Source organism: Bradyrhizobium viridifuturi (assembly GCF_001238275.1).
GTDB classification, from domain to species: domain Bacteria; phylum Pseudomonadota; class Alphaproteobacteria; order Rhizobiales; family Xanthobacteraceae; genus Bradyrhizobium; species Bradyrhizobium viridifuturi.
The window spans coordinates 86,940-110,027 of record NZ_LGTB01000005.1; the positions used below are offsets into that span (position 1 = coordinate 86,940).

16 protein-coding genes and 1 pseudogene are annotated in these 23,088 nt (G+C 58.4%); 8 read left to right on the forward strand and 9 right to left on the reverse strand.

Going from position 1 to position 23,088, the window contains the following annotated elements; all coding sequences use genetic code 11:
- Nucleotide 1 precedes the first annotated feature (1 nt).
- The 7 genes and pseudogenes from ALC15_RS06670 (at nt 2) to ALC15_RS44040 (ending at nt 10,070) form a co-directional block, all read left to right on the forward strand.
- Nucleotides 2–1,610 (forward strand): annotated as a pseudogene (locus ALC15_RS06670) (acyl-CoA carboxylase subunit beta).
- A 555-nt stretch (nt 1,611–2,165) separates the two neighbouring features.
- Nucleotides 2,166–3,179 carry an anthranilate phosphoribosyltransferase gene (gene trpD, locus ALC15_RS06675; protein WP_050626573.1) on the forward strand — a complete coding sequence of 338 codons (1,014 nt, stop codon included), beginning with the start codon at nt 2,166–2,168 and terminating at the stop codon, nt 3,177–3,179.
- A gap of 615 nt (nt 3,180–3,794) precedes the next feature.
- A complete protein-coding gene (locus ALC15_RS06680; RefSeq protein WP_244485957.1) occupies nt 3,795–4,340 on the forward strand; it encodes a flavin reductase family protein in 546 nt (181 codons plus the stop codon).
- A gap of 371 nt (nt 4,341–4,711) precedes the next feature.
- Nucleotides 4,712–5,836, forward strand: coding sequence for a M20 family metallopeptidase (locus ALC15_RS06685; RefSeq protein ID WP_050626574.1), 1,125 nt, complete (start codon nt 4,712–4,714; stop codon nt 5,834–5,836).
- An 815-nt stretch (nt 5,837–6,651) separates the two neighbouring features.
- On the forward strand, nt 6,652–6,927 hold the full coding sequence (locus ALC15_RS43140; RefSeq protein ID WP_128089451.1) for a hypothetical protein: 276 nt from the start codon (nt 6,652–6,654) through the stop codon (nt 6,925–6,927).
- A gap of 124 nt (nt 6,928–7,051) precedes the next feature.
- Nucleotides 7,052–8,587 (forward strand): class I adenylate-forming enzyme family protein, encoded by a 1,536-nt coding sequence (locus ALC15_RS06690; protein ID WP_050626575.1) that lies wholly within the window; start codon nt 7,052–7,054, stop codon nt 8,585–8,587.
- 184 nt (nt 8,588–8,771) lie between these two features.
- On the forward strand, nt 8,772–10,070 hold the full coding sequence (locus ALC15_RS44040) for a preATP grasp domain-containing protein (protein ID WP_244485958.1): 1,299 nt from the start codon (nt 8,772–8,774) through the stop codon (nt 10,068–10,070).
- A gap of 21 nt (nt 10,071–10,091) precedes the next feature.
- On the opposite strand, the gene ALC15_RS43145 is transcribed toward ALC15_RS44040, so the two are convergent.
- The 6 genes from ALC15_RS43145 to ALC15_RS06710 all read right to left on the reverse strand — a co-directional run bounded on the left by ALC15_RS43145 (nt 10,092) and on the right by ALC15_RS06710 (nt 15,871).
- Nucleotides 10,092–10,964, reverse strand: a complete 873-nt coding sequence (locus ALC15_RS43145; protein WP_128089452.1) for a hypothetical protein — start codon at nt 10,962–10,964, stop codon at nt 10,092–10,094.
- A gap of 436 nt (nt 10,965–11,400) precedes the next feature.
- A complete protein-coding gene (locus ALC15_RS44045) occupies nt 11,401–11,562 on the reverse strand; it encodes a hypothetical protein (RefSeq protein ID WP_157113602.1) in 162 nt (53 codons plus the stop codon).
- 161 nt (nt 11,563–11,723) lie between these two features.
- Nucleotides 11,724–13,112, reverse strand: coding sequence for a hypothetical protein (locus ALC15_RS06700; protein WP_050626577.1), 1,389 nt, complete (start codon nt 13,110–13,112; stop codon nt 11,724–11,726).
- A gap of 844 nt (nt 13,113–13,956) precedes the next feature.
- A complete protein-coding gene (locus ALC15_RS45940; RefSeq protein WP_244485974.1) occupies nt 13,957–14,265 on the reverse strand; it encodes a 2OG-Fe(II) oxygenase in 309 nt (102 codons plus the stop codon).
- A 23-nt stretch (nt 14,266–14,288) separates the two neighbouring features.
- Complete coding sequence (locus tag ALC15_RS45945; RefSeq protein ID WP_244485959.1) at nt 14,289–14,642, reverse strand: hypothetical protein; 354 nt, start codon at nt 14,640–14,642, stop codon at nt 14,289–14,291.
- A gap of 5 nt (nt 14,643–14,647) precedes the next feature.
- On the reverse strand, nt 14,648–15,871 hold the full coding sequence (locus ALC15_RS06710) for a GFA family protein (protein WP_244485960.1): 1,224 nt from the start codon (nt 15,869–15,871) through the stop codon (nt 14,648–14,650).
- 1,085 nt (nt 15,872–16,956) lie between these two features.
- Between ALC15_RS06710 and tcuC the strand changes: the two genes are divergently transcribed.
- Nucleotides 16,957–18,309, forward strand: coding sequence for an MFS transporter (tcuC, locus tag ALC15_RS06720; protein ID WP_050626579.1), 1,353 nt, complete (start codon nt 16,957–16,959; stop codon nt 18,307–18,309).
- A gap of 94 nt (nt 18,310–18,403) precedes the next feature.
- On the opposite strand, the gene ALC15_RS06725 is transcribed toward tcuC, so the two are convergent.
- The 3 genes from ALC15_RS06725 to ALC15_RS06735 all read right to left on the reverse strand — a co-directional run bounded on the left by ALC15_RS06725 (nt 18,404) and on the right by ALC15_RS06735 (nt 22,305).
- Entirely contained in the window at nt 18,404–19,246 is an 843-nt protein-coding gene (locus tag ALC15_RS06725) for an electron transfer flavoprotein subunit beta/FixA family protein (protein ID WP_050404911.1), read from the reverse strand.
- A 219-nt stretch (nt 19,247–19,465) separates the two neighbouring features.
- Nucleotides 19,466–21,223 carry a nif-specific transcriptional activator NifA gene (gene nifA / locus ALC15_RS06730; RefSeq protein ID WP_244485961.1) on the reverse strand — a complete coding sequence of 586 codons (1,758 nt, stop codon included), beginning with the start codon at nt 21,221–21,223 and terminating at the stop codon, nt 19,466–19,468.
- Between the two features lie 245 nt (nt 21,224–21,468).
- Nucleotides 21,469–22,305, reverse strand: a complete 837-nt coding sequence (locus ALC15_RS06735; protein WP_050404933.1) for an SDR family NAD(P)-dependent oxidoreductase — start codon at nt 22,303–22,305, stop codon at nt 21,469–21,471.
- Nucleotides 22,306–23,088: the final 783 nt, after the last annotated feature.

The following is a 23,088-nucleotide window of genomic DNA, read 5'->3' on the forward strand; positions in this document are numbered from 1 at the left end:
AATGCAGCGGATCGGTTCTGCGGCGGATGTCGATTCGCAGGAGTTTCGTCGCAACGACCTCCACAACAGACAACTGGCTGCCGAATTGAAGGAGCGCCAACGCTTGGCCCGGTTCGACAGACCTGAGAAAGACATCGAGCGGCTGCGTCGGCAGAACAAGCTGTTTGTTCGCAACCGCATCGCAGCCTTGCTGGATCCGGAAACTCCTTTCCTGGAGCTTTCCACGCTGGCTGCCAACAAGGCTTACAACGGAGAGGTTCCGGGTGCCGCGCAGGTGGTCGGCATCGGCATCGTTGCGGGTCGAGAAGTGATTGTTCACGCTGACGATTCCAGCGTGAAGAGCGGCGCATGGTATCCACTCTCGGTCAAGAAGATCGTGCGGGCCTTGGACATAGCCATCGAAAACCGTCTGCCGGTGGTTCATCTATGCGACTGCGCCGGCGGTTTTCTGCCTTTGCAGGCGGAGTTCTTTGCTGATCGATACCATGCGGGTCGAATTCTGCGCAATCAGTCGATACTCTCGAGGATGGGAGTACCGCAGGTCGCCATCGTCATGGGCCAGTGCACTGCGGCAGGGGCCTATGTCCCCGCGCTTAGCGAATACAACATTGTGGTCGAAGGCACGGGAGCCATTTTTCTTGGCGGCCCTCCGGTCGTGAAGGCTGCCACTGGCGAACAAGTCTCCGCCCAAGAGCTCGGCGGTGCCCTCATGCATACGAGCGTGTCGGGCACCAGTGACTATTTCGCAACTTCCGAGCTCCACGCAATCGCGATTGCGCGCAACGTTGTCGCGCGCTTCCATCAACCGGCGAAAACCTGCATCGATCGCGTAGCGCCCGAGCCGCCCGCCTATGATGCATCCGAACTCTACGGCATCATTCCAGAGGACGCGCGAGCGCAGTTCGACATGCGGGAGATCATCGCTCGTCTGGTCGATGGCAGTCGATTTGATGAGTACCAGCCGCGTTATGCGACATCACTCGTGTGCGGCTTTGCCCGGCTCTATGGATATCAAGTCGGGATTGTTGCCAATAACGGCGTTTTTGTTCGGCGACAGTGCGCTAAAGGGTGCTCATTTCATTCAAATATGCGACAAAAACCGAACGCCCCTGCTCTTCCTGCAGAACGTCACAGGCTTTATGGTTGGCCGCGAATATGAGCGCCGTGGGATCACCAAGGACGGCGCAAAGCTGATCATGACTGTGTCCAGCGCGTCAGTCCCGAAGTTTACGATCATTTGCAACAGCTCTCATGGCGCAGGCACTTACGCCATGTCGGGACGCGCGTTTGATCCTCGGTTTGTGTTCAGCTGGCCGAACTCTCAGATTTCCGCGATGGGCGCCGAGCAGGCCGCCGGCGTTCTCACCCACGTCAAGGCGAGACAATTGGCCCGCAACGGAGGGCGGCTCTCTGAGCAGGAACTGGCAGGCATTCGCGAACCGGTTCTTGAAGAATATCGCGAGCGATCAAGCGCCTATTATGCAACGTCCGAGCTCTGGGACGACGGCATTCTTGATCCTGTCGATACCAGGACCGCCCTTGCAATCGCGTTGAGTGCTTCACTCAACGCACCGATCGACGCGCCGCAGTACGGCGTGTTCCGAATGTAAGGCAGGACCGAGCACTTAGGCGCTGACCCAAGCCGGACCGGGAGCTCTCCGTTGCGGTAGGATGCTTCCGGTTTCGCCGTATGCACGTTGATTTGCAGTCTGGCGAGTGGCTTGTAGAGGCAGATCAGCACTGCTCCGCCCAAAGCACGTGAGAAGCGACTACAACCGACAGGACAGCGGTGCCGACAAGCCGCAAGATTTTTCCACGTTTCCGGGCGCTTCGGCTGAATCCTCGTGATCAAGAAGTCGCCGCTAAGGCACATGCGCGGCAGTAGACCTCGCCATCTTTGCTGGCGCAGCAACTGCACTGCTCTCATCGGTCGGCGATCTCTTGACGGCATTACGACATGAAGAGCTTGACCCTCACGTAGCGTCAGGTTGTAGCCTTGCCAAAATGGCGGTGCCCTACCCAACCGATCACTCAAACGTCGACCTTCGGCCGTGCCGCCGATGGGCTTGATAGCTTCATCAAGATAGCCCGTGCCGCGTCTCTTCAACAAAAGCCTCCGATGAAGCGGGACTCATCAGATTCGGTCAAATGAACGTGTAAAGTCGATGGAAACGCTGAAATCAATTATTGGTAAAGTTGCCACCGGCGCCACTCTGACGCGCGAGGAAACTGCGTCAGCATTCGACGGCCTGATGTCGGGTCATGCGACTCCGTCGCAGATCGGCGGCTTGTTGATGGGTTTGCGAGTCAGGGGCGAGACGATCGAAGAAGTCACCGGAGCGGTCTCCGCGGTACGCGAGAGAATGCCGCGGGTCGAGGTCGCATGCAATCCGATCAATATCGCTAGTACGAGCGATAACGTTGCGTATTCGGCCAACGTGATGACGTGCGCCTCATTTATCGTCGCCGGAGCCGACGTTCCTGTTGCCAGACATGCCAACAGCGATACATCTTCGGGTCCTAGCACCGCGCAACTATTGGCGCATCTCGGGGTCAACGTCGACCTCAAGCCTGAGGCCGTTGCGCGCTGTGTGCATGAAGCCGGAATCGGCTTCTCATTTGCGTCAGCCCATTATCCGGCGATGCAGCGCGTCGGCCAGATCCGCACCGCACTTGGGACCCACACCATCCTTAACCTCATCGGGCCCCTGTCCAATCCGACCAGGGTCAAGCGGCAGATCGTTGGGATATTCGCTCGCGAATGGGTTCAGCCTCTGGCTTACGTGCTGAAGAACCTTGGCGCCGAATCGGCATGGGTGGTTCATGGCTCTAACGGGCTGGGCGAGGTTACCCTCACCGGGCCGACCTTTGTTGCTGCGCTTGAGGCCGGCACAGTGCGCACCTTCGAAGTGACACCGGAACAAGCCGGGCTTGCCCGCTGCGACAAGGAGACGCTGGAGAGCGGCGAAGCGAAGGACAATGCCGTCGCCTTGCAAAACGTGCTCGACGGCATTCCGGGTCGATTTCGCGACGCTGCAATTTTGAATGCGGCGGCGACATTGATCGTGGCCGGCCGCGTCGAGACGCTGCAGGAGGGCGTCGCACTTGCACAACATGCGCTTGACAGTGGCAGCGCAGCCGTTCGACTGAAACGCTTGATTGCAGTGTCAAACACGTAACAGGGGCCGGAACATGGTCCCGAGGAAGCCGATTCTGACAAGCGGCTATGCAATAGCAGCTGCGACTGCGCGCCTATTCCTTCGAAATTTCGATGAGCATGTGCCGCGTGCGCGCGCCGTTCAAAGCAGTCCTCGTTAAGAACGCGGTACGAGAGCCATCCCTGTTCATGGGCGAGAGTCTGCTCCAGCCCCTACTGCCGAGATACAGACCCGCGGCATGCGCTGCGTTCCAAAGGAGACAGTCAGATGATGTCATCACAGAAGTTGGAGGCACTCGGATCCATCGCAATGATAGAACACATCATCCGAAAGTTTCGTGAATTGATCGACACGGATTGCTCGATCCCGCCCGAATTGCGAGGTTCGCTGCACGCGACGCTCGATGTGCATCTTCTGGATGCAAAAAAGCGTGTTCTCTTACGCGTACATTGAGCGCTAACCTTGGGCAGCACTCCGGTCGTCGCGCGGAGGACATCAAGGTCGTGTTCGGTCTCATCATTGCCCTCTAGACACGCGATTTTCCGAGACTGCGCGCCCAATTGCGGCCGCGAGATGAATCCGAGCCTGCCCAAGCTAACGGAGCATCAGAGTGGGGTATAACCGCAAAGGCAGATCATGACACACTGGTCATCCCCCGCAATTGGGAACATGCCGTCTATCCAGCCGGCCGATTTCCGTCAGGCTATGCGATATCTGGCAAGCGGTGTCGCCATCGTGACGACCGGAACGGCCGGCGGACGACGTGGACTGACGGTGAGTTCTGTGACGTCCATCTGCATGGAACCGCCGTGCTTGCTCGTTGGCATCAACGCCCAATCTGAAGCGCATGACGCGATCCTCGCTAGCGGCAGTTTTGCAATCAATCTTCTCCACAGTGACCAGGAGGACCTGGCCCTGCGTTTTGGCGGTCAGGAGGGAGTAAAAGGTGTTCATCGCTTCGGCACGGCTTCCTGGACTCAGGGCGTGGTCAACGTGCCGCTATTGTCCAACGCACTTTGCGCGATCGAATGCGTTCTCTATGACCACAAGATCATTGGCACACATAGGATCTTTATCGGACGAATTGTCGCAGCTCGGGCTGGCCATGGCAATCCATTGATCAACTTCCAGGGCGCGCTTCGAACCTTGCCCGTTGCCAAGTTCTGCGCAGAATGCCGTTAGAATGGAATACGCGTTGACCGGACGACTGGTACTGGAGCGATCCTTATCGAAAAATCATCCGGGCAGCTCGTGGACGACTTTGGTTCTTACGGGCTCACCTCGCGTTGAAAAGCGCGCGTAGCTCACGACTGATTAGACCATCCGACCGCACACTGGACCGGCATAGCCCCGACATAAACTACCAGCTTTGGTAGCTCAGTTCTCCTCGGCAGGCGCGTAGTGTCGCGGCAGGATCATCGTTTAAAGGCACACTGCGTCACAATAGCCAGCCAACCTAAGATCTTCGTGCTCAATCCGGAAGCGAGCAAGCGGGTCGTACCATGGGCTTGCGCGAGTGATGAAAGTTGAGACTCGAGGGGCATCCGACAAATATGTCCAGTTACCCGTTTGAAACTTCCGCGATCCTCGATGGCATCCGTCGCTGGGTCGAGATCGAGTCCCCGACGGAACGGCCGGATCAGCTCAACAAGCTGGCTGACGTCGTCGCGGGCGGCTATCGCGACCTGCCGGCTGCCATCGAGCGCATTGCGGGACGTGAACGTTGCGGCGATCACCTGATCGCGCGCTCGTCATGGGGACAGGGCGTGCCGGGCATCCTGGTGTTGAGCCATCTCGACACCGTTCATCCGATGGGATTCATAAAACGACTACCGTTCAAGACCAACGGTGACAGCGCGTTCGGCCCGGGTACCTACGACATGAAGGGCGGCGCCTATTTAGCCTATCACGCATTTCGGCAGATCTGCGCCGACGACGCGCGCCCGCCGCTCGGCATCACCCACCTCTACGTGTCGGATGAGGAGATCGGCAGTCCCACCTCGCGGGCCCTGATCGAGGCCGAGGGTCGCAAGGCAAAATATGTGCTGGTTACCGAACCGGCGCGCAACGGCGGCAAGGTCGTCACCGGGCGGAAGGGTGTTGGCCGCTTCGATGTCTTCATCAAGGGCGCGCCGGCGCACGCCGGCGAACGCCCCGAACACTGCCGTAGCGCGATCCGGGAGCTAGCCAATGTGATCCAGACGCTCGAGGCGATGAACGATCTTTCGCGCGGCATCACCGTCAACGTTGGCGTCGTCCGCGGCGGCACCAAGCCAAACGTAATTGCCGAACAGGCCCATGCGGAAGTCGACCTGCGCGTGCCGGCTATGGCACATGCAGACGAGTTGGTGTCGAGAATTCTCCGAATCACCTCGCGCACCGATGGCGTTCGCCTGAAAGTATCGGGCGGCTTGAACCGTCCTCCCTATGAGAAGAGCAAGGCCGGCGCCACGCTATACGAACACGCCAGGCAACTTGCCGCTGAGATTGGTTTCGAGCTGCTCGATGCGTTCAGCGGCGGCGGCTCCGATGCCAATTTCACCGCGCCGCATACCGCAACCCTCGATGGCCTCGGCGTAGACGGCAAGGGCGCGCACACGCATCATGAGCAACTCTATATTTCATCGATCGAACCTCGCGCGCGGCTGCTGTATCGCCTCTATCAGACACTGCGATAATCCACGCATCGGTAGGCGAGCGAACTTAAGCGGAGGGCGTCGCGCAATCCGCTCTTGGTAGCGAGCACTCGATCGCTGGATGTGGCAAGCCTTTTCGACAAGGACCCTGCCAGCCGCAGAACCATTCTGATGGGAGCGCCACTTTTTAACGCAGATCGCGCGCTGGGAGCTCTCTACCCGTCGCTGAGGTCCGTCCCGACATACCTTTGGCATGTTCATGCGAAGTTGTCAGAAAGGGCTTGAATCGGACGTAACGTTAAGTTGTACGATCTTACGGTTGGCACGCATCTTCATCCCCCGCCGCGACTGGAAGGATTGACGAATGTCTGAGTTGGTCAGAACAACCCCGCACTGGTTGGTCATGATCTTCATCCCCGACGGCCTTCCGGTCGAAACAGTGACGCAGCGCGTCTTGACCGCAGCCTTACGGCTCGCGGCTAGTTGCAAATGGTTGAGCATTGCAGAACCGCAACACTGTGGCTACCGCAAGCCGGGCCTGCAGCGAGCAGGCGACGTCGGACAAGATCAATGCAGGGTTCGGTGCAGCGCCACTGCAGGGCGCGGCCTTTTCCCGATATTGAACCCGCCCCGCTCTTCTGGCGGGAGACAGCCCCAGAAGCAGTCCGCCGAATGGGCTCTTCGCTCCGCTCATGCCGGCCTACCGGCGCATTCTCGTGCGCAGATGTGCGACAGGCCGTGAGCCTCCTCGACAGGCCGTGAGCCTCCTGAGGTTTTCATAGGGCCTTAGCTGCGGGTGTCACTCGGCGTGACCGGAACAGCACCGGAGAGATTGCCTGGTATCCTGGAGCAACAAGTTGAAAGAGCCTGACGGCGTCAACAAAGTCTTGTTGATCGACCATATTGAAGGCCAATGCCGGGCCATCATCGGCGTCAAGGATGGAGATACCAGAGCTGCCTATATGTGCGGCGAGCCTGTCTGTCAAAGACCGGGCAAGAAACAGTCGTCATGGTGCGCCTACCACTACGGTCAGATGCACACGACCGCCGCCGAGCCGAACAGAACGAGTAATCAGTCGTCAGCGATTCGCCAGGCAATATCCGTTGATCGCAACCATCGCAACAATCAATAGCCACGTTGTCCTGCCGAAGGGTGTGATTATCGTGCAACGGGCAGCGAACCATCTGGTGGGCCTCGCGAGCGCGTTGCGATACCTGTTCGAACCGTTGCGCGGAGCTGATTATATGGAGATTTAGTTGGACCTCTGCACCCTAGTTGAACGCAACGCAGCGTATGCTCCTGATAAAACCGCCATCCGTTTCGAGGGGCAGACTCTAAGCTACGCGAGCCTCAGTCACCGGATAGGGCGGGCGGCTTGCGCCCTCAAGAGCCAGTTCGGGGTAGAGCGAGGAGACCGGATCGCGATCCTTAGCCTGAACCGACCAGACTATCTCGTGCTGCTGTATGCGTGCGCGCGGCTCGGCGCAATTCTCGTACCTCTAAATTGGCGCCTCGCGCCCGCCGAGCAGCTGTTCATTCTGTCCGACTCAGGAGCAAACGTGTTGCTAGTCGAGCGGTCCTTCGACGCGGTCCTGCCTATTGTCGCGACGCGGCTGCCTTCTGTTTCTGTTGTCGGGCTAGACTTCGCACCTATCGGCGGAAACAAACTGGACGATCTTTTGGACGCAGACTGTGGTGACGGACGCAATCCGGGTGCGGACCTGTCTTGCCCGCTTTTGATCGTCTACACTTCGGGCACAACAGGACGACCGAAAGGTGCCGTACTGCGTCAGGAAGCGCTGCTCTGGAACGGCGTCATGAGTCAGCACATGCATGACCTCACCTCGGCCGATCACGCCTTGACTGTGCTGCCACTGTTCCACGTCGGTGGACTAAACATCCAGACGACGCCCAGTTTGCATCACGGCGCGACGGTTACTATTCACAGCCGCTTTACAGCGGAGACCACTCTCGACGCGTTCGAGCGCGATCGACCCACTCTGGCAGTTTTGGTGCCAGCCATGATGCGAGCCCTGACCGAGAATGCCCGATGGGATAGCACCGATCTCTCCGCGCTCAGGGCAATCTGTACCGGATCTACTATGGTGCCCCACGATCTTGTCGAGCTCTTTGTCGCGCGCGGCGTGCCGGTCCTGCAGGTTTACGGTTCGACGGAGACCTGCCCGATTGCTGTGTATACTAAGCTCGGCGGGGGTCTCGTGCCCGAGGGATCGAGCGGCCTCGCAGGTCTGTGTTGCGAAGCTGCGATCATAGATGATGCTGGGCACACGCTGCCGGCCGGTGGCGCAGGCGAGATCGCCGTACGCGGGCCCAACGTCTTCTGCGGATACTGGGAGGATCAAGAGACAACGCGCAAGGCTCTGGACGGTGGCTGGTATCGCACCGGCGACATTGGTAGTCGCGACGCCGACGGGTACTTTTGGGTGCATGACCGCAAGAAGAACCTGATCATTTCCGGTGGAGAGAACGTCTATCCGGCCGAAGTTGAACGTGTGCTTGTTGGTCATCCGGATGTTGCAGATTGCGCCGTCATCGGTCGACCGCATCCGCGTTGGGAAGAAGTGCCGGTCGCTTATGTAATCAGGCGACCGGGCGCCCGGATCGAAGCAGAAGCGCTGATCGCGCATGTCCGGTCGCAGCTCGCCCGTTTCAAGGTACCGCACGAGATCATTTTCACGCCAGAGCTACCGAAAACTGCGTTGGGCAAGGCCCAGCATTTCATGCTGAAGAAGGCTGACGCGAGATCAAGCTACAAAGCAAATGGCAATTGAGTTCGGCGGATTGCACGCTAGCTGTACTTCTCAGCGACCCGCAGGTGACATCGTGACGGCGCAAAATGAGCTTTTCCGCCTGGGCATCAACAGGCTGTGCTGCAGCGACTTCGCCACTGTTGACCGTCTCTCGCTCTGATCACATCCCAATGCGCAAAGGTCACTGATGCCGCGGATCATAATCATGAATGCCGGCACGGCGCAAATGTCGGGCTCCGATCTGGTAGCAGCTCAACTTTTGCTCGCCGGCAACTCGGTTTACCGTTCGGCGTGGTTTGCTCAGGAAGGCGATCTGATAGTGTCCCCCCTATCTATCCCGACGGATCTGCTCTCCTACGTTGGCGCGACGCTGAATTTCGACGCCTCCAGTCTTTCATTGCTTGTACCTGGAGACGGCCGCGAAGCGCCGATTCTCGACGATTACGCACTGCTGTCTGACAGCATGGTTGAGCAAATCAACAGGCATATTCGTCAGAAATCATCCTGGAGCATCTATCCCTGCTACTCCAGCGAAGGCGTGGCGCGGCTGGCGTCCGTGCTGGGTATACAGCAGACTGGCGACGAATTCGCTCTACAGCGTGGGCCTGATCTATTGAATCGCAAGAGCCACTTCCGTCAACTGGCGACAAGTGTCGCGCTTCCGTTGCCCAATGGTTCCATAACGACGAATTCGAACGAACTGTTCCGAGCGGTCAACTCGCTCCGGCACGAAACCGGCAGGGTCATTGTGAAGCTAGACAATGGGGCCGGCGGGGTCGGAAATGTCATTCTGAGCAGCAATGAAGACGGTCCGCTACCCGGGGCGAGAGAGACCCGACAGATTGCCTGGCCGTCGTTTGATCCGGATGTACTTTGGTCTGAGATCACAACTGCGTCATGCAAGACGCTAGTGGTCGAATCGTACCACTTGGCGCGAACTCCGTTCTTTCTCGAGTATGAAATCGAGCGTGATGGCTCAATCACTTTCATCAACAGTGGAAATATTCGACTACGCCGGAGCACCGATCGATCTGAACGGGCTCTGATCTGGACAGGACTTGAGCTTCCAAGCGATCTGGGGAATGAGCAATGGTTGACTGCGCAGGCGCATGCCTACCGATTCGTATCTCTTGTACGCAATCTAGGATATCGCGGACCAATTAATATTGACGCAATTTTCGCGAACGACGGACGGCTGCTATTCAATGAAGTGAACGGCCGCTGGGGTGGCGGCTCGGTGTTGCATAGCATTGCCGTCCGGCTCCTGGGCTTCGACTACTCGGGCTCCTACGTTATTTCATCCGTGAGGAACGTTCGATCGAGTTCGCTCCGGACTGCACATGAACGTTTCGCCAAGGAGGGTTTTCTATTCGATGGCACACGCAAGCAGGGCGTGATACCGCTTGCCGTTGACGAAGAGGCTGGCACGGTGGAGTGCCTCGTGATTGCGTACGACCGGGCCGCCGCCGTCGATCTGAAACAACGGCTCCTCACACTGGTTTGATTGGAATCACAGTAACCACATCTATCCTGCCACTCCATTCATTCGAACTTGCCCCTGCTTCCGGTAGTGTGCTGGAGAACGGTATCTGGGAGATGACCCGAAATCCGCGTTCGTCTCGCATGATGCGGATATCCGTTGCCGGCTGCGCTGTTCAGCCGGAGACTGATCCGGGCGAAAACCGGTGGTCCGATGGAGTCCGTCAACGCAGGCCGCGATCAGTCCTGGGGCGATCCCGAAGTGCCGGTCGATCGGCGATGAGGCGCTCGAGGTGCAGCGGCTCACGGTCCGGCCGCTCTCCTTGCGCCAAGCGTGTGACCGGCGCTCGCGTCGCGTCCACCACGAAGGCTCGGCATTCATAGCCGTTCTGCTGCTGGGCCATCCGTCCCGCTTGAAAGCGGGAGCCGAGACGTGCTGCGAGCTATTCTGCACGGCGCCGTTGCAAAGCCCGGCAGAGTCATAGTGATAGGCAACCGCTGCTGTCGGCACGCGCCAATCAACCAGCAGCAGCGACCAATGCGATCCGCCGCCCTCAACTCCAGCATCATTCACCGGAACGAACAAGAAGTTGGCGACATCTGTATCTTCCTCACTGAAGATCTGCAGCACGATCGGCAGGCGGTCGCTCTCACTCGGAACCAGGCGCAATAGCTGGGCTTGCGCCGGCTGTACGAATCCGGTCTGGCGAGCAAGATCTGGATTGTTCCAATACAACTCCTTTTCAACCAGGGCGTAATCGGGGGCGATATGTTCGTCCTGCAAGCATTCGGTCAGGCCAAGCCGCTGTCCGCTGTGCCCATCCACCGAGGTTGTGGGAGTCACGCCATCGGCCCCGGCATCAGTTGGCGTGCGTGATGGCGCAAGCTGGCCTTCATCACGCAATTCTTGAGACAGCAAATCAATCAGGGCCTCGACACCCCGCTAGACATCAGACGAACGCGTCTCGACAGCGGATGGCGTTGCCGGCAGCATGCTCCAATCAAAGTCGGGCGACGTCGGCAGCCACCAGCTCGAGGGGGATCCAGCTGTTGCCGGCCGTGCTACTTGCTCTGCCTCCGGCGCGTGCTCGGGGCTGGCTAACCCGGACCACGCCGGAAGGTCTTCCAACGCCCCCAGAGCTGATCCTGATCGTAAACCGCCGGCAGAAGCAATGGCCAAATGACAGGTCCCTGCGGCGTTCCTTGTTGCGAAGCGGCGTCCACAACGTCCCCCGAGGCAGCTTGCGGCGCCGTCCGGCAGCCTTGTCCACTCTGTTCCTGTGAAACAGAAGCATCCGGCTGATTGGCTGGAGCTGCGCCAATGCTTCGGCTACTGAAACGCTGATCTGGCTCGACTACCGCTCGAACGCGCCGTTTTGCGGAGCATTGTCGATCCTTTGCCTCTTCGCCGGTCTGGCGCCCGCCGCCTCGTGCTCATCATCGCCAAAAACGTGCTCGGTGGAGAGGAAATCGCCCCAATCAGGTGCATTGATCAGCCCGTCCGCGGAAAATCGCATTCTCGTAGTTCTCGCTCAAGGGGTCTACGTGCTCACCGGGATCTGGAGCCTCGTGAGGGTACGGAATCCGCGCGAGCGGCGAGAGGGTGCTGGCTGCAGGCGGTAACGCCGAGAGTAGTCGTACTCTTCCGTGGCAACATCCGCATGCGAATTGGCGGCTCCTAGTGGTGCATTATCAGGCGCAGCTTATCAGCCGTGCGCCTGAGTTCCACGGCGCGAACACCTGCGGCCGATTTGGCCAGATGTGCCAGTGCGGCACTGGTCTTTGCATGACCGCCGGACCTCTTGTAGGTCTCGACATCCTCATCCAGCGACTCATCGGATAGTCGGGCGGCAATGCTCTGCTTGTGGTTTTGGCGCAAGTAATTGCTGAAACCGACAAGGAAAGGTGCATAGTTTCTGGCAGTCGGCCGGGATTCTGCGGCTTTGTAGTCTTTGATCAGGTCCGCATCTTCGGGATAAGGGCTGAGCTCAGCACGGGGCTTCCTTGGCGCAATCCCGGCAGCCGACTGAGAGGCCCGCAGATGAGCCAGTGCCGCCGTGATCTGCTGCTCGCCCCCATTCGCCTTAAATGACGCGGCATCTTTATCAAGCGACTCCTCTCCGGTCCGGGCGGCAATCGCCGGTTTGTTATTTGCTAATAGCCACTGGCTCAATTTGCGAATATGACGGGCGATCGCTTGGGCGCTTGCTTCTTCGTATCTGGCTGCGACGAGTGCCTTCTCGAGCGCCGAAACAAGCTGCGCGTCTTCGGGATGGAAGAGGTTCGCGACCGTTTTGGCGCGACTTGCATTGGGTGCAATTCCGTCTGCCGACTGTGAGGCCCGCAGATGTGCCAGTGCCGTGAGAGCGCGCCGTTTGCCACTCTTGTCAAAAGCTGCTGCGTCCTTATCCAGCGACTTATCGTAAAGCCTGGCAACAATGGCCAGCTTTTCATTTGCAAAAAGCCATCGGCTGAATCTTCGGAGAATCCGCCCATTGGTTTGGGCGGTGATCTTCTCGAAGCTCGCCTTGATGAGTGCGTCCTCAAGCGCGGAAATGAGCGGCGCATCCTCAGCATGCAGAGATGCAGGCTTTCTCGCACCGGTCCGCAAATGCTTTAGCGCGGCACGGATTGCCCTGGAGCCACCGGATCGCCGATAGAGATCCATATCTTCGATGAGCGACTGATCCTTATCTAGCCCATCCTCGTTGAGGCGAGCGGCAATGCCCTGCCTGTTGTTTTCGCGCAGGTAGCGACTGAAATCGGTCATAACACTTGCATAGGTCCTGGCAATCTTTGATGTGCCAGCGGTCGCCGCGTCTTCCTTGTACTGCTTGATGCATGCCGCGTCGTCCGGGTAGGCCTTTAGGTCAGGTTGGCCTGCGACCGGCGCCACTCCGCCCGCCACCTGAGAGGTCTGCTCCGGCACGCCACTACCCGCATTGGCGATCTCTCCCGGCTGTTGTTCGAACGCCGCCGCGTCCGCCGAGGGGGAGACCGACGAGTTGTCTTGCGCGCCCACGCTGCTCGACTGCTGAAGCGCGCGACCAGGAGAGGGATCGTTCATTCGCTGTCACTTTCGACGGTGAAATATCTGGTCTCGGCTGCCGCATGGACAATCGGGCAATCAATCGAGGGCGATTAGAGCATCAGCTAACCGCTTTTCTTCGCTGCCTCTTGCACTAAACCCCGGCTTCGCACCCACCGTCCCAAATGGTCCTAGCATCTGCCTGTCTTGCTAGGCCGGACAGCTGTCGAGAACCTGACGAGCCCGCAGCTTTCTACGAGCGGCGCGACAACACGGTCGAGCAAGCGCCAGAACACCCGTAGTTCGAAAGCAGTGACGAGGTCGTGCCGCGATGTTGCCCCGGTATTCTTATGAGACAAGTTGTGCGATCATGGTTTCTTCCAGGGCTCCGTTCAGCATTTCGGCAGCCTGGGCGAGGAGCAGCCTGTCCGCGTGGGTGTTTGCGCCGCCCCCCTTAAGCCAGAGCGATTTCGGTCGCTGAATTCCACCATCTACGGCCACGCTCATTGCGGCGGGCGGATCAGCTGACGATCGGCGCCCATCGAACGCATCTCCGCACTGGCCCTCCAAAACAGATGGACCCAGCAAAAACGTGTTCACTGCTCGAAGCGCCCGGTTCCCACTTTGACCAACGTCTTCGTCACCTCGTTCCGGTGGAACCTAAAACGGCCGACGTCCCCTTTGTGCGCGCGAGCTCGCTGCGGGACCGTGACGGGTCACCACGTCATTCCTCCGAATGGCTCTCGCCGACGGTCTTCGGCGGATCCCGATTTAACAGCGCGTTCCGCAGCGACAAACCGCTTCGCAGGACAGATCTTCTGCAAGATGGGTGCGATCTGCCGAACTCAGCGTGAGACCTCCGCGCCACTCAACTTACTCGCAGCTAACTTGCTTCATGGCCGCTGGTAGAGCTTTCGATGACGCGCCGGTTTGTGCCGCTGCGCTTCGAACAGAAGTAGACCAGCGACCGTCGCTCCCCGGCGGATACAGGCTTCACCTCATGCCGCAGCCTACATGTTGTGACAAGCACCGCTCCAAATGGTGGTCGAAATACCTGCTGCTCGTACGCGCTCGGATATACGACGAATTCGCCACCCTCAAACTCTTGCGCGAGCTGCACAATTACGGAGTACTCAAAGTCTGGATCGCTCTCGGCATCCAAATGGATGCCGACAAACGAACCGGGAGGCATACGATGCAACTGGCATCTGCGAATCACGTATCTGACGATGCTCCCAGGATCGTTTTTAACGCGAATCCGCGCTCTTTCCTTTCAAGCAGATCGATGATTTGCCTCGGCGCTGCGCCATCCACATTGCTGGGACTACGGCCGGGCGGATCCACCCTCACGCGCTTGACAAAGACGTTGTGCGAGTCGCCAGCATCTCCCAACCGCACCTCTTCTTCGGGAATCTCAGCCTGCAGCTGATTGATCCTCGCCAGTTCATCCTGTGTAAATAACGTCTGGGAGCCGATCACGATCGTACCCTTCACCAAGAGCTCTACGCGGAATTTCGTGAGAGCCTCTTCCGAAAGTAGGCCCTTTTTGTCATTTGCTGAACGCGCCATTGGCTTCACTCCGGGGTTTGTTCTTCGGTGCAGAGTTTGGGTCCTGGTTGCATCGAGCCGAATGCTTGTTCCCAATGCTCGCCATCGAACTCGTCAATTCTGATGCTTTCGATCGTTGTTTTATCCAGGCATCGAACATTGATGCTGAATCCGGCTGGGTTCGACCGCGGCCGATAGAATGGCTTGACCCCGCCAACCCGACAAAACGTGTGCCGGGCGATGTTCTTGTTGAACTGGTAAGTGATGAGGAACTCTTCGCCACATTCAATCGTGAGCCTATCGCCAGGCACCAACAAGTGCATAAATCCAGACATCTGGCAGATCGAGCAATTGCATCGAACTGCAGAGAGCTGCCGCGGCGCCCGGACACGGAATTTGACAGAGCCACAATGACAATGGCCACGGTGTTCGATTTCAGATCGGTCGTTTTGTTCAAGTGAGACAATCCGGAGCAGATCGTGGCACCACTGCAAGTTCAGTCGATAGGCTCGATCGAACTCGTCCAAAAAGAAACCGTTGCGAGCAGCCGGAACAAGTTCGCCAATGAGGCGGCTTGTCATTTCTCCATGATACCGCTCGGCTGGATCTTTTCCACCGACGTGGCTCCGGAAGTACTCAAGATCGTCGGGGCTCGCATCAAAGGTTTTGACCGTAGTGGTCCACAGCGCCTGGATCATGTCCGCAGCATGCAACTCAAAGGCGACCATGTAGGCGCAACGCACCACGGGGTCTTTCGCTGACAACCCATCATAGAGAGAATGCAGGTACCGGTTTGTCGTGGCGCTATAGTCGGGACGTATTGCTCTGCCGAGCAGTCGCGATGCATCCCTTCTAAACAGATTTGAGTGAAAATTTTCGGTCAGCAGAATATCGGGTAGCGCCGCCTTTCCACCCTGGAGAACTCGGCCATAGCCGCCCGTCTCATCCCAACAAATGAAATTTGCGACGACGCTGGTCAGTTCAATATCCCTGGGAAGATCCCGATTATGATGCATTGCATCGAATATGAGATCTTTTTGCGACCCTGCCTGCAGGTGGGGAAACGCCTGTGACATCGCCAGGTATTCAGGCAGCAGGCTACCAACCTGCTCTTCGGACAGCTCCTCAGCAAAGGGATGCGCGCCAAACAGAGCTCGCGCACGCTCAGTCAAATGCGCGCAAAAACTCTGCGGAGGCTGATCCGGTGAAAATCGAGAAGCTTGAGAAGACGTCATTTGGACGATAGCCATGAGGGGAGAACGAGCCCTGAAGAAGCGAATTCTCGTCGGGACCAGCTATTGGCCAGTCGAGACAGAGGAGCTGGTTGGCGCGATGGCGCTCATGATCGCCGTCGCCTCCGAGGCGAACTCTACTCTTTGCATCCTCGCGGCCCCCTTAGCCGGGCGTCTTGAGCCCAATCCTGTTCACACTTGGAGCACGCCCATTGATTGAAGCGGCTATAATTCTGTCGGATTACGATCCAGATCAGCCCAATTCCGCGCATGGCTGGCGCCTCCAGGCATCACGCGCAGATTCATGGTGAGTTATCGGCCCGCCCAAAAGCATCGGGATTTTGCGTCACAGGAGCGGGCTCTGTTTGCGCGATCGAGCCTCGCTTGACGTCGGTCGCAAGATGCATCGAATCCCTGCGGTTTCTGCTCATTGCTCATTTTTGACTGTCTACGCGCTTGGGACAGCGCTGCTAGATGGAGGCGTGTCTACCGCGCGCTTAGGAGCTTCCGCCGCGATCTGCGCGAGATGTCGGCAGCTCGCCCCCACGAGCGTCTGAGAAACCACCGCCGCTGCTCTTACCCGTTCCGCCTGCACTCGTCCGCTCCTGTGGTCTTGCACGTTTCCAGCAATCGCCGTGCCAACCCTGGTTTCGGGCCATAAGTTTCGAAATAGTTTGGTAAATCGTTCATGCCGGCTCGTCAGGACAGGTGTCTTGAGTCTGACACGGGTTGCATGGCTGTCGGAAATCGAGCAGCGAATAAGTGCCAGCCTCTGCCCACGAGGGGCATACGTCCTTGACCGCCAGATTCCCCCGAATAAGCCTCATAGCTGCCGTGAGCCGGCAAACGAGTCGCCTCAGGTATTCGTCAATTCTTGTTTGAAGTGAAGTGAGCTTGCGGCAATTGGCGTTGAGATCTGCTGGTGCTCCGCGAACTGGCGTTGAAATATGTGCACTAATCTAATTATCGCCGAAAATACGCCGAAAAGATCAGGCGCCTTCCGCTCGGTCGGTAATGTCACCAATGACAAAGTCACGGCCTGATGCAATTGGGCTGGCGTGAGGTTTTCCGAACCGGCCATTTTTGACGGGAAGGAAACTCGCTTGTCACAGACACTTAGTCAGCACGGGACAGTTAAATCGCGCGTCAATGCGATCCTGCGTGCAACCAGCGGCAATTTCCTCGAGCAATTCGACTTTTTCCTGTTTGGCTTTTACGCCAGCGCTATCGGACGAGCCTTCTTCCCATCCGAAAGTGAAACAGCCTCGTTGGTCAACACTTTCGGCGTGTTCTGGTTGGGTGCCTTAATGCGTCCAGTAGGCGCAATCGTCCTCGGCGCCTATATCGATCAGATCGGCCGTCGAAAAGGCCTGATCATCACACTATCGATCATGGCGATCGGCACTGTCATTATCGCTTTCTGTCCCAGTTACGCGACCATTGGCATTGCAGCCCCGATTATCGTTCTGGCTGGACGGCTGCTGCAGGGTTTTTCCGCCGGCGTCGAGGTCGGCGGCGTTTCAGTCTACCTGGCGGAGATCGCAACCCCAGGCAATCGCGGCTTCTATACATCCTTTCAATCGTCTAGCCAGCAGGTCGCGATCTTCGTCGCGGCGAGCGTGGGCTACCTGCTGAACGAGTCGATGCCGGCCGAAACCGTAGCCTCCTGGGGATGGCGCATTCCGTTCTTTCTCGGCTGCCTTATCATTCCGCTTATCTTCGTTCTTCGTCGAACACTGGAGGAAACGCCGGAATTTCTGGCGATGAAGAAGCATCCGAAAGCCCGCGAGATCTTTGCCTCGGCGCTGGTCGGCTGGCGCATAGTCGTTCTCGGAATGATGATGGCGATCCTGAGCACGACGACCTTCTATTTCGTCACCGTTTACACGCCCACTTTCGGCAAGACGGTCTTGAAGCTGTCCGCTCAGGATGCTCTCCTGGTGACGCTCCTGGTCGCCATGACCAATTTCATCTGGAATCCAATTGGCGGCGCCGTCTCCGACCGTATCGGCCGAAAGCCAGTTCTGCTCGCCATTGCCGGCCTTGCATTGATGAGCGCGTATCCGGCCTTGAACTGGCTGGTAAGCGCTCCCACCTTCGGCAAGATGTTGGCGGTCGCGATGATGTTCTCGTTCTATTTTGGCACCTACAGCGGAACTATGTTGGGCGCGCTCGTTGAGATCGTGCCCGCGCATGTTCGCACAACTTGCTTTTCCCTGGCCTTCGCACTCGCTGCCGCCTTGTTTGGGACCTTTACGCCGTTGGCCTCGACCTGGCTCATTGAGCGGACCAACGACAAGGCTTCACCGGCGTATTGGCTGATGTTTTCAGCCACGCTCGGCATCATCGCGGCACTGACCATCTATCGGGGCACCGCCAAACCGTCGAGAACCGCGGACCGTTCACACCTTGAACCAAATGACAGCACCTTGGGCGTGCAAACGGCATCGCCCTAGCATGGTGCTCCCGGATACAGACAGGTTTCGCCTCGTCGTCACCGCGGTCTCGAAGCTGGACTTGTGTTTTGGTCTGACCGACCTTCTATCCAGATCAACCATCACGGGCTGATACCGCAAGTTCGGCTTCGAGCTTGGGTTGATGCTTGAAAATAGCGTCTATCAGTGCCTGCGCGGGTTGCTCGGTGGCCTCAACCAAGGCCGCCTTCTCAGCGCGTGCAGAGGGGGCGAACACTCGCTTGACGACGGTCGGTGAGCCCTTGAGACCGCATTTGGAGATGTCCTCAACGCCTGCGTCGTGCGCGCTCCATTTCACGATCGGCGCCCGTGCGGCACGTAAGGCATCCGCCATCGCGCCGCGCCGAATCTGGTTTGTCGCCTCCAGCATGGTGATGAGACAGGGCAGCCTCGTGTGCAGGACCTGGACACCACCTTCGGAACGTCGTTCGGCTTCGATTGTGTGTGCGGCGAGATCCAGGGATCTGACCTTGGCGACGTAGGTAAGCTGCAGCACGCCCAGGCGCTTTGCGATGCCGGGCCCAACCTGCGCGGTATCGCCGTCGATGGTCTGCTTGCCTGTGAAGATGAGGTTTACCGGGCCATATTCCTTACCGATCTTTCGGATGGCTGTTGCCAGTGCATACGTCGTGGCAAGGGTGTCGGAGCCCGCAAAGCATCGATCAGTGAGCAGTACGGCGCGATCGGCACCATAGGTCAGCGCCTTCCTCAAAGAGTCTTCCGCCGACGGCGGGCCCATTGTAAGCACGGTTATTTCGCCGCCAAACCGATCGCGCAGTTCCAGCGCGGCCTCAAACGCAAAGAGGTCATATGGGTTGATGATGGTCGGCACACCCTGACGCATGATCGTATTGGTAACGGGGTGCACGCGAATCTGTGCAGAGTCGGGAACCTGTTTGATGCAGACGACATTGTGCACGGAGTTGCTCCAGAAGTTACGGCACTACGAAGAGAACAGCAAGTCTCGTACCACAACGACTCTCCTTGGACTGTGCTCGCCATCACAAAGGCCTGGACGGAGCCGATCGAGCGACCTGACCCGGTTTTGTGAGGGACGAATACCGACATGCGTCGAAGCCCGCGACAGCGCCGTGCCGCCGCCGGGCACGTCAGGTAAGTGACGCCAAGGTCCTTGCGCTCAAAACCGCTTGATCTCGATCCCGTATTTCCTCAACGCGTAACCAATCTGACGCGGCGTTAGCCCCAGCAAGCGCGCTGCTTTTGCCTGCACCCATCCAGATTTTTCCATGGCTGCAATGACTCGCTCGCGATCGGCGATCTTCGCGCCACTTACGAGGACCGTGCCGGGAGGAGCAGCCAGCGAGGCCAACTCGCTGCCGCCTGGCGGAGCCGGCGCGGTCGCTTCAGGTAGCGGAGTGATCGACTTAGCCAGTACCGGCGTGCTCGGGACCGCCGGCATGATCATCTCCTCCGATGTACTTTTCCACAGCATGGCGGAAAGACATTGGCCGTGGCAACAAGCGAAATCATTTCTCACGATCGCTGGCCCGGCGGACAGCGTCGCCGTACGCTGAATGCAGTTTTCGAGCTCTCGGACATTTCCGGGAAAGCCGCAATTCATCAGCACATCGATCGCGCTCGCATCCAAGGTGAGCGTACGCCCGTTCTCGTTATTGAAGTTCCTGAGAAACTCGTTGGCCAGCAGCGGAATATCACTGCGCCGCTCACGCAGCGGCGGCAGGAGCAAAGGAACGACGCTGATCCGATAGTAAAGGTCTGCGCGAAACTCGCTCTTTGCTACGGCCTCTTCCAGGTTCCTGTTGGTCGCTGCTATGACACGAACATCGACCTTGATGGTCTGGTTGCTGCCGACGCGCTCGAACTCCTGCTCTTGCAGAACTCGCAGCAATTTCGCCTGGAACGGCGCCGAAATCTCGCCGATCTCGTCTAGAAATAGTGTCCCTTTGTCAGCAAGCTCGAAGCGCCCCTTGCGCGAGCTGAATGCGCCGGTGAAGGCACCTTTTTCATGGCCAAACAATTCGGACTCCAGGACCGTCTCAGGCAGCGCCGCGCAATTCAGTTTGACGAAGGGCCGCTTGGCTCGAGATGACGACTCGTGAATGGCTTTGGCTACCAGTTCCTTTCCGGTCCCGGATTCACCGCGCAGTAGAACCGTGCTGTTCGATTTGGCTACGATCGCGATCTTATCGAGAAGCCCACGGAGCGCCGGGCTGTCGCCAATAATGCCATGAACTTGGACCTTCTTACGATCCCGTGCAGGTTGCCTAAGCTCAAACAATTGCTTTTGTAGCCGGTCCTTCTCCACCATCAGCCGTTCGCGGTCGCAGGCGAACAAGCGGTGCAGCTTCACTGTCTGTCCCACCAGATTGGCGATCATGGCAAGCAGCCGTGTGTCGTGATCGAGCCGCAGACTCGACCTTTCGTCGCGGATACGGTCGACTGTCAGCGTACCCACGACCTTGGGGTCGATGCGAATTGGCACTCCGATGAACGAGACGGGTGTATTATCCGAGGCACCCAGCACCTCGAGGTCGGCAGCGCTGAATGCCGGCTCGGCTGCCACATCCTCGGCGACAAGAGGCCGGTCCTCCACGACGATTTGATTGATCGCCTTTCGGGGCAAGCGCATCCGGTACCGTTCGTCGCTGCCTTCGCTCCAGCCGTCGCCCACGGTGATGTCTGGCATCCCGTCATCGTCGAACAGTGAGACGATGCCGTGTCGCATCTGCACAAACGATTGCAGAAGCTCGAGAACGTTGGCCAAGGTGACTTCAAGCCGGCAAGGAGCGGTCAGTATCTTCGATATTTCGAAGATGCCGGTCAGTGCGCTCTCGCGCAATGGCTCGACGGAGAGCTCGCGTTGCGGCTCCACCTCTGAGGCAGGTCTTTCGCGTGCGGAAGCGATATGCAGCATGAGGCGGTCTCCGTTGTTTTGGTCATCCGCCCTGGCGACTTGTTCTGGTTTGCGAGCTTCGTTAGGCATGACATTCTCGATCTAGGGCCAAGTGTTGACGAGACGCCGTAGAAGCGTAACAGCTTTTCGTGGCACGACGATAAACTTTCAGTGCGTTTCTTTTGCGGAATGGATGCCCGACGTCAGCGTAGAACGTAGGTTCCACTGCTGCAGCTCAAGTCAGCTGCCTCGCAAGGCGAGGCCGATCACAGATGTTGCCCACCGTTGATCGGCAGCTCGGCTCCCGTGACGTAGCTCGCAGCATCTGAGCACAGGAAGAAGATGACCTTGGCCACCTCATCGGGCGTTCCCACTCTGCGCAGCGGGATAGTGGGCACAAGACGCGCCTCGGTTTCGGGCGACAACATGTCCGTCCCGATTTCGCCGGGAGCGATCGCATTCACACGAATGCCGTGCGGCGCGTAATCATGTGCCATTTCGCGTGTGAGACTTGCAAGCGCCGCCTTCGACGTCGCATAGGCACTTCCAGCAAACGGATGCACCTTCGATCCGGCGATCGAAGTCACATTGACGATCGATCCTGACCCAGCTTTCAGGTCGTCAAACAAACCCTGCGCCAGCAGGATCGGAGCCACGAGATTGAGATGGAAGACCCTCATCCAAGTCTCGGTGGACGTCGTCAAGGACGTTAGCCGGTCACCATTAGGTGTTTTCGGCGAAATCCCGGCATTATTCACCAGGGCGTGCAACACTCCGCCGCTCAAACGTTTTTTCACCTCGCTCACCGCGCTCGGCAGCATTCGATGGTCGCTGAGGTCGATCTGGACATGATCCTCGTTCCCTGATTCCCACGGGCAGCGCTCGCCGTCAAACGGCTGGCGCGCGCAAGAAATGATACGCCAGCCGGCTTCTGAAAACAGCTTGGCAGTAGCGTGACCAATTCCGCGCGATGCGCCAGTTAGAAGCATCGTCTTCCCTTCTCCTCGATGCGCGCCGGCTTTATCGGCATGAAACGGACAAGTCGAGTGCATCGCCAGCAGCGGGCTCGGGATCGGATCGTCATTTGGCAAATCGAGAGCCACGCCCACCTCCTCTCCTGTTGCGTGCTCGCGCACTCCAAGCAGGAATTGAGCCACCATAACCGAGGCAACGCCGCTCCGGCTTTGCGGCCTGGTGTCGCAGAACGCTTGGCAGGTTCGCAACGGCGCATTCGCTTTGCGACAACAATGGCATGTTAGCAACAAAAACGTCGGAACCGCGCGCTCGCCTAAATGAATACGGGCCTGGAAGCGGCGCGCCCTTTTCTGTTTGCGCAATCCGCGAAAGCGACAGCTGGGCAGCATTTGTCGCGGAGCAACGATCGGTCGGTAGGATCAGGCCTGTTAAGCCGCGCCGTTCAGCGATCCGAAACTGACGTTATCATCCTGGCACGTCCGATTTCCCTACAGCTGCCCGACCTGTCACGCACAGGCCCGTTTGACGGTCGCATATCGCCGCGAATTCCTTTCGCGTATCGTGAACCGGTTCGCTGATTGTTTGAACGGGTCCCCGGTCGCGCCTGCGTCAGTTGGGCGAGCGAGCGGCAGACGGCCTTGAGGACTGTTGCGCCAATCGATCCTGGCCAACAGATAGTCCAGCTACGCCGGAGAGATCGTTTCCGGATCACCCGCGACCGATGTCCCGATGATTCTTTCTTCTCCCTAGCCTTTTGGTGAATAAGTATACTCCCTGCCAGGCGTGCCAGACACCTTCACAAGATCGCTGCGGCGACAGCGGAAGACGAAGATGCGCGCTCAGCGGGTCCAGCACCTTGTACGTCCTACACTTCAGCTGCTAACGGCGGAAAGCTCCTGGCATCAGACTGT

Bases quoted from the DNA above. Each gene is read 5' to 3' on its own strand.
- ALC15_RS06700 (WP_050626577.1), bottom strand. From the start codon at position 13,112: ATGAACGATCCCTCTCCTGGTCGCGCGCTTCAGCAGTCGAGCAGCGTG.
- ALC15_RS44045 (WP_157113602.1), bottom strand. From the start codon at position 11,562: ATGCGATTTTCCGCGGACGGGCTGATCAATGCACCTGATTGGGGCGAT.
- trpD (WP_050626573.1), top strand. From the start codon at position 2,166: ATGGAAACGCTGAAATCAATTATTGGTAAAGTTGCCACCGGCGCCACT.
- ALC15_RS44040 (WP_244485958.1), top strand. From the start codon at position 8,772: ATGAATGCCGGCACGGCGCAAATGTCGGGCTCCGATCTGGTAGCAGCT.
- ALC15_RS06685 (WP_050626574.1), top strand. From the start codon at position 4,712: ATGTCCAGTTACCCGTTTGAAACTTCCGCGATCCTCGATGGCATCCGT.
- nifA (WP_244485961.1), bottom strand. From the start codon at position 21,223: ATGCTGCATATCGCTTCCGCACGCGAAAGACCTGCCTCAGAGGTGGAG.
- ALC15_RS45940 (WP_244485974.1), bottom strand. From the start codon at position 14,265: ATGCCTCCCGGTTCGTTTGTCGGCATCCATTTGGATGCCGAGAGCGAT.
- ALC15_RS45945 (WP_244485959.1), bottom strand. From the start codon at position 14,642: ATGGCGCGTTCAGCAAATGACAAAAAGGGCCTACTTTCGGAAGAGGCT.
- ALC15_RS06680 (WP_244485957.1), top strand. From the start codon at position 3,795: ATGACACACTGGTCATCCCCCGCAATTGGGAACATGCCGTCTATCCAG.
- ALC15_RS06710 (WP_244485960.1), bottom strand. From the start codon at position 15,871: ATGGCTATCGTCCAAATGACGTCTTCTCAAGCTTCTCGATTTTCACCG.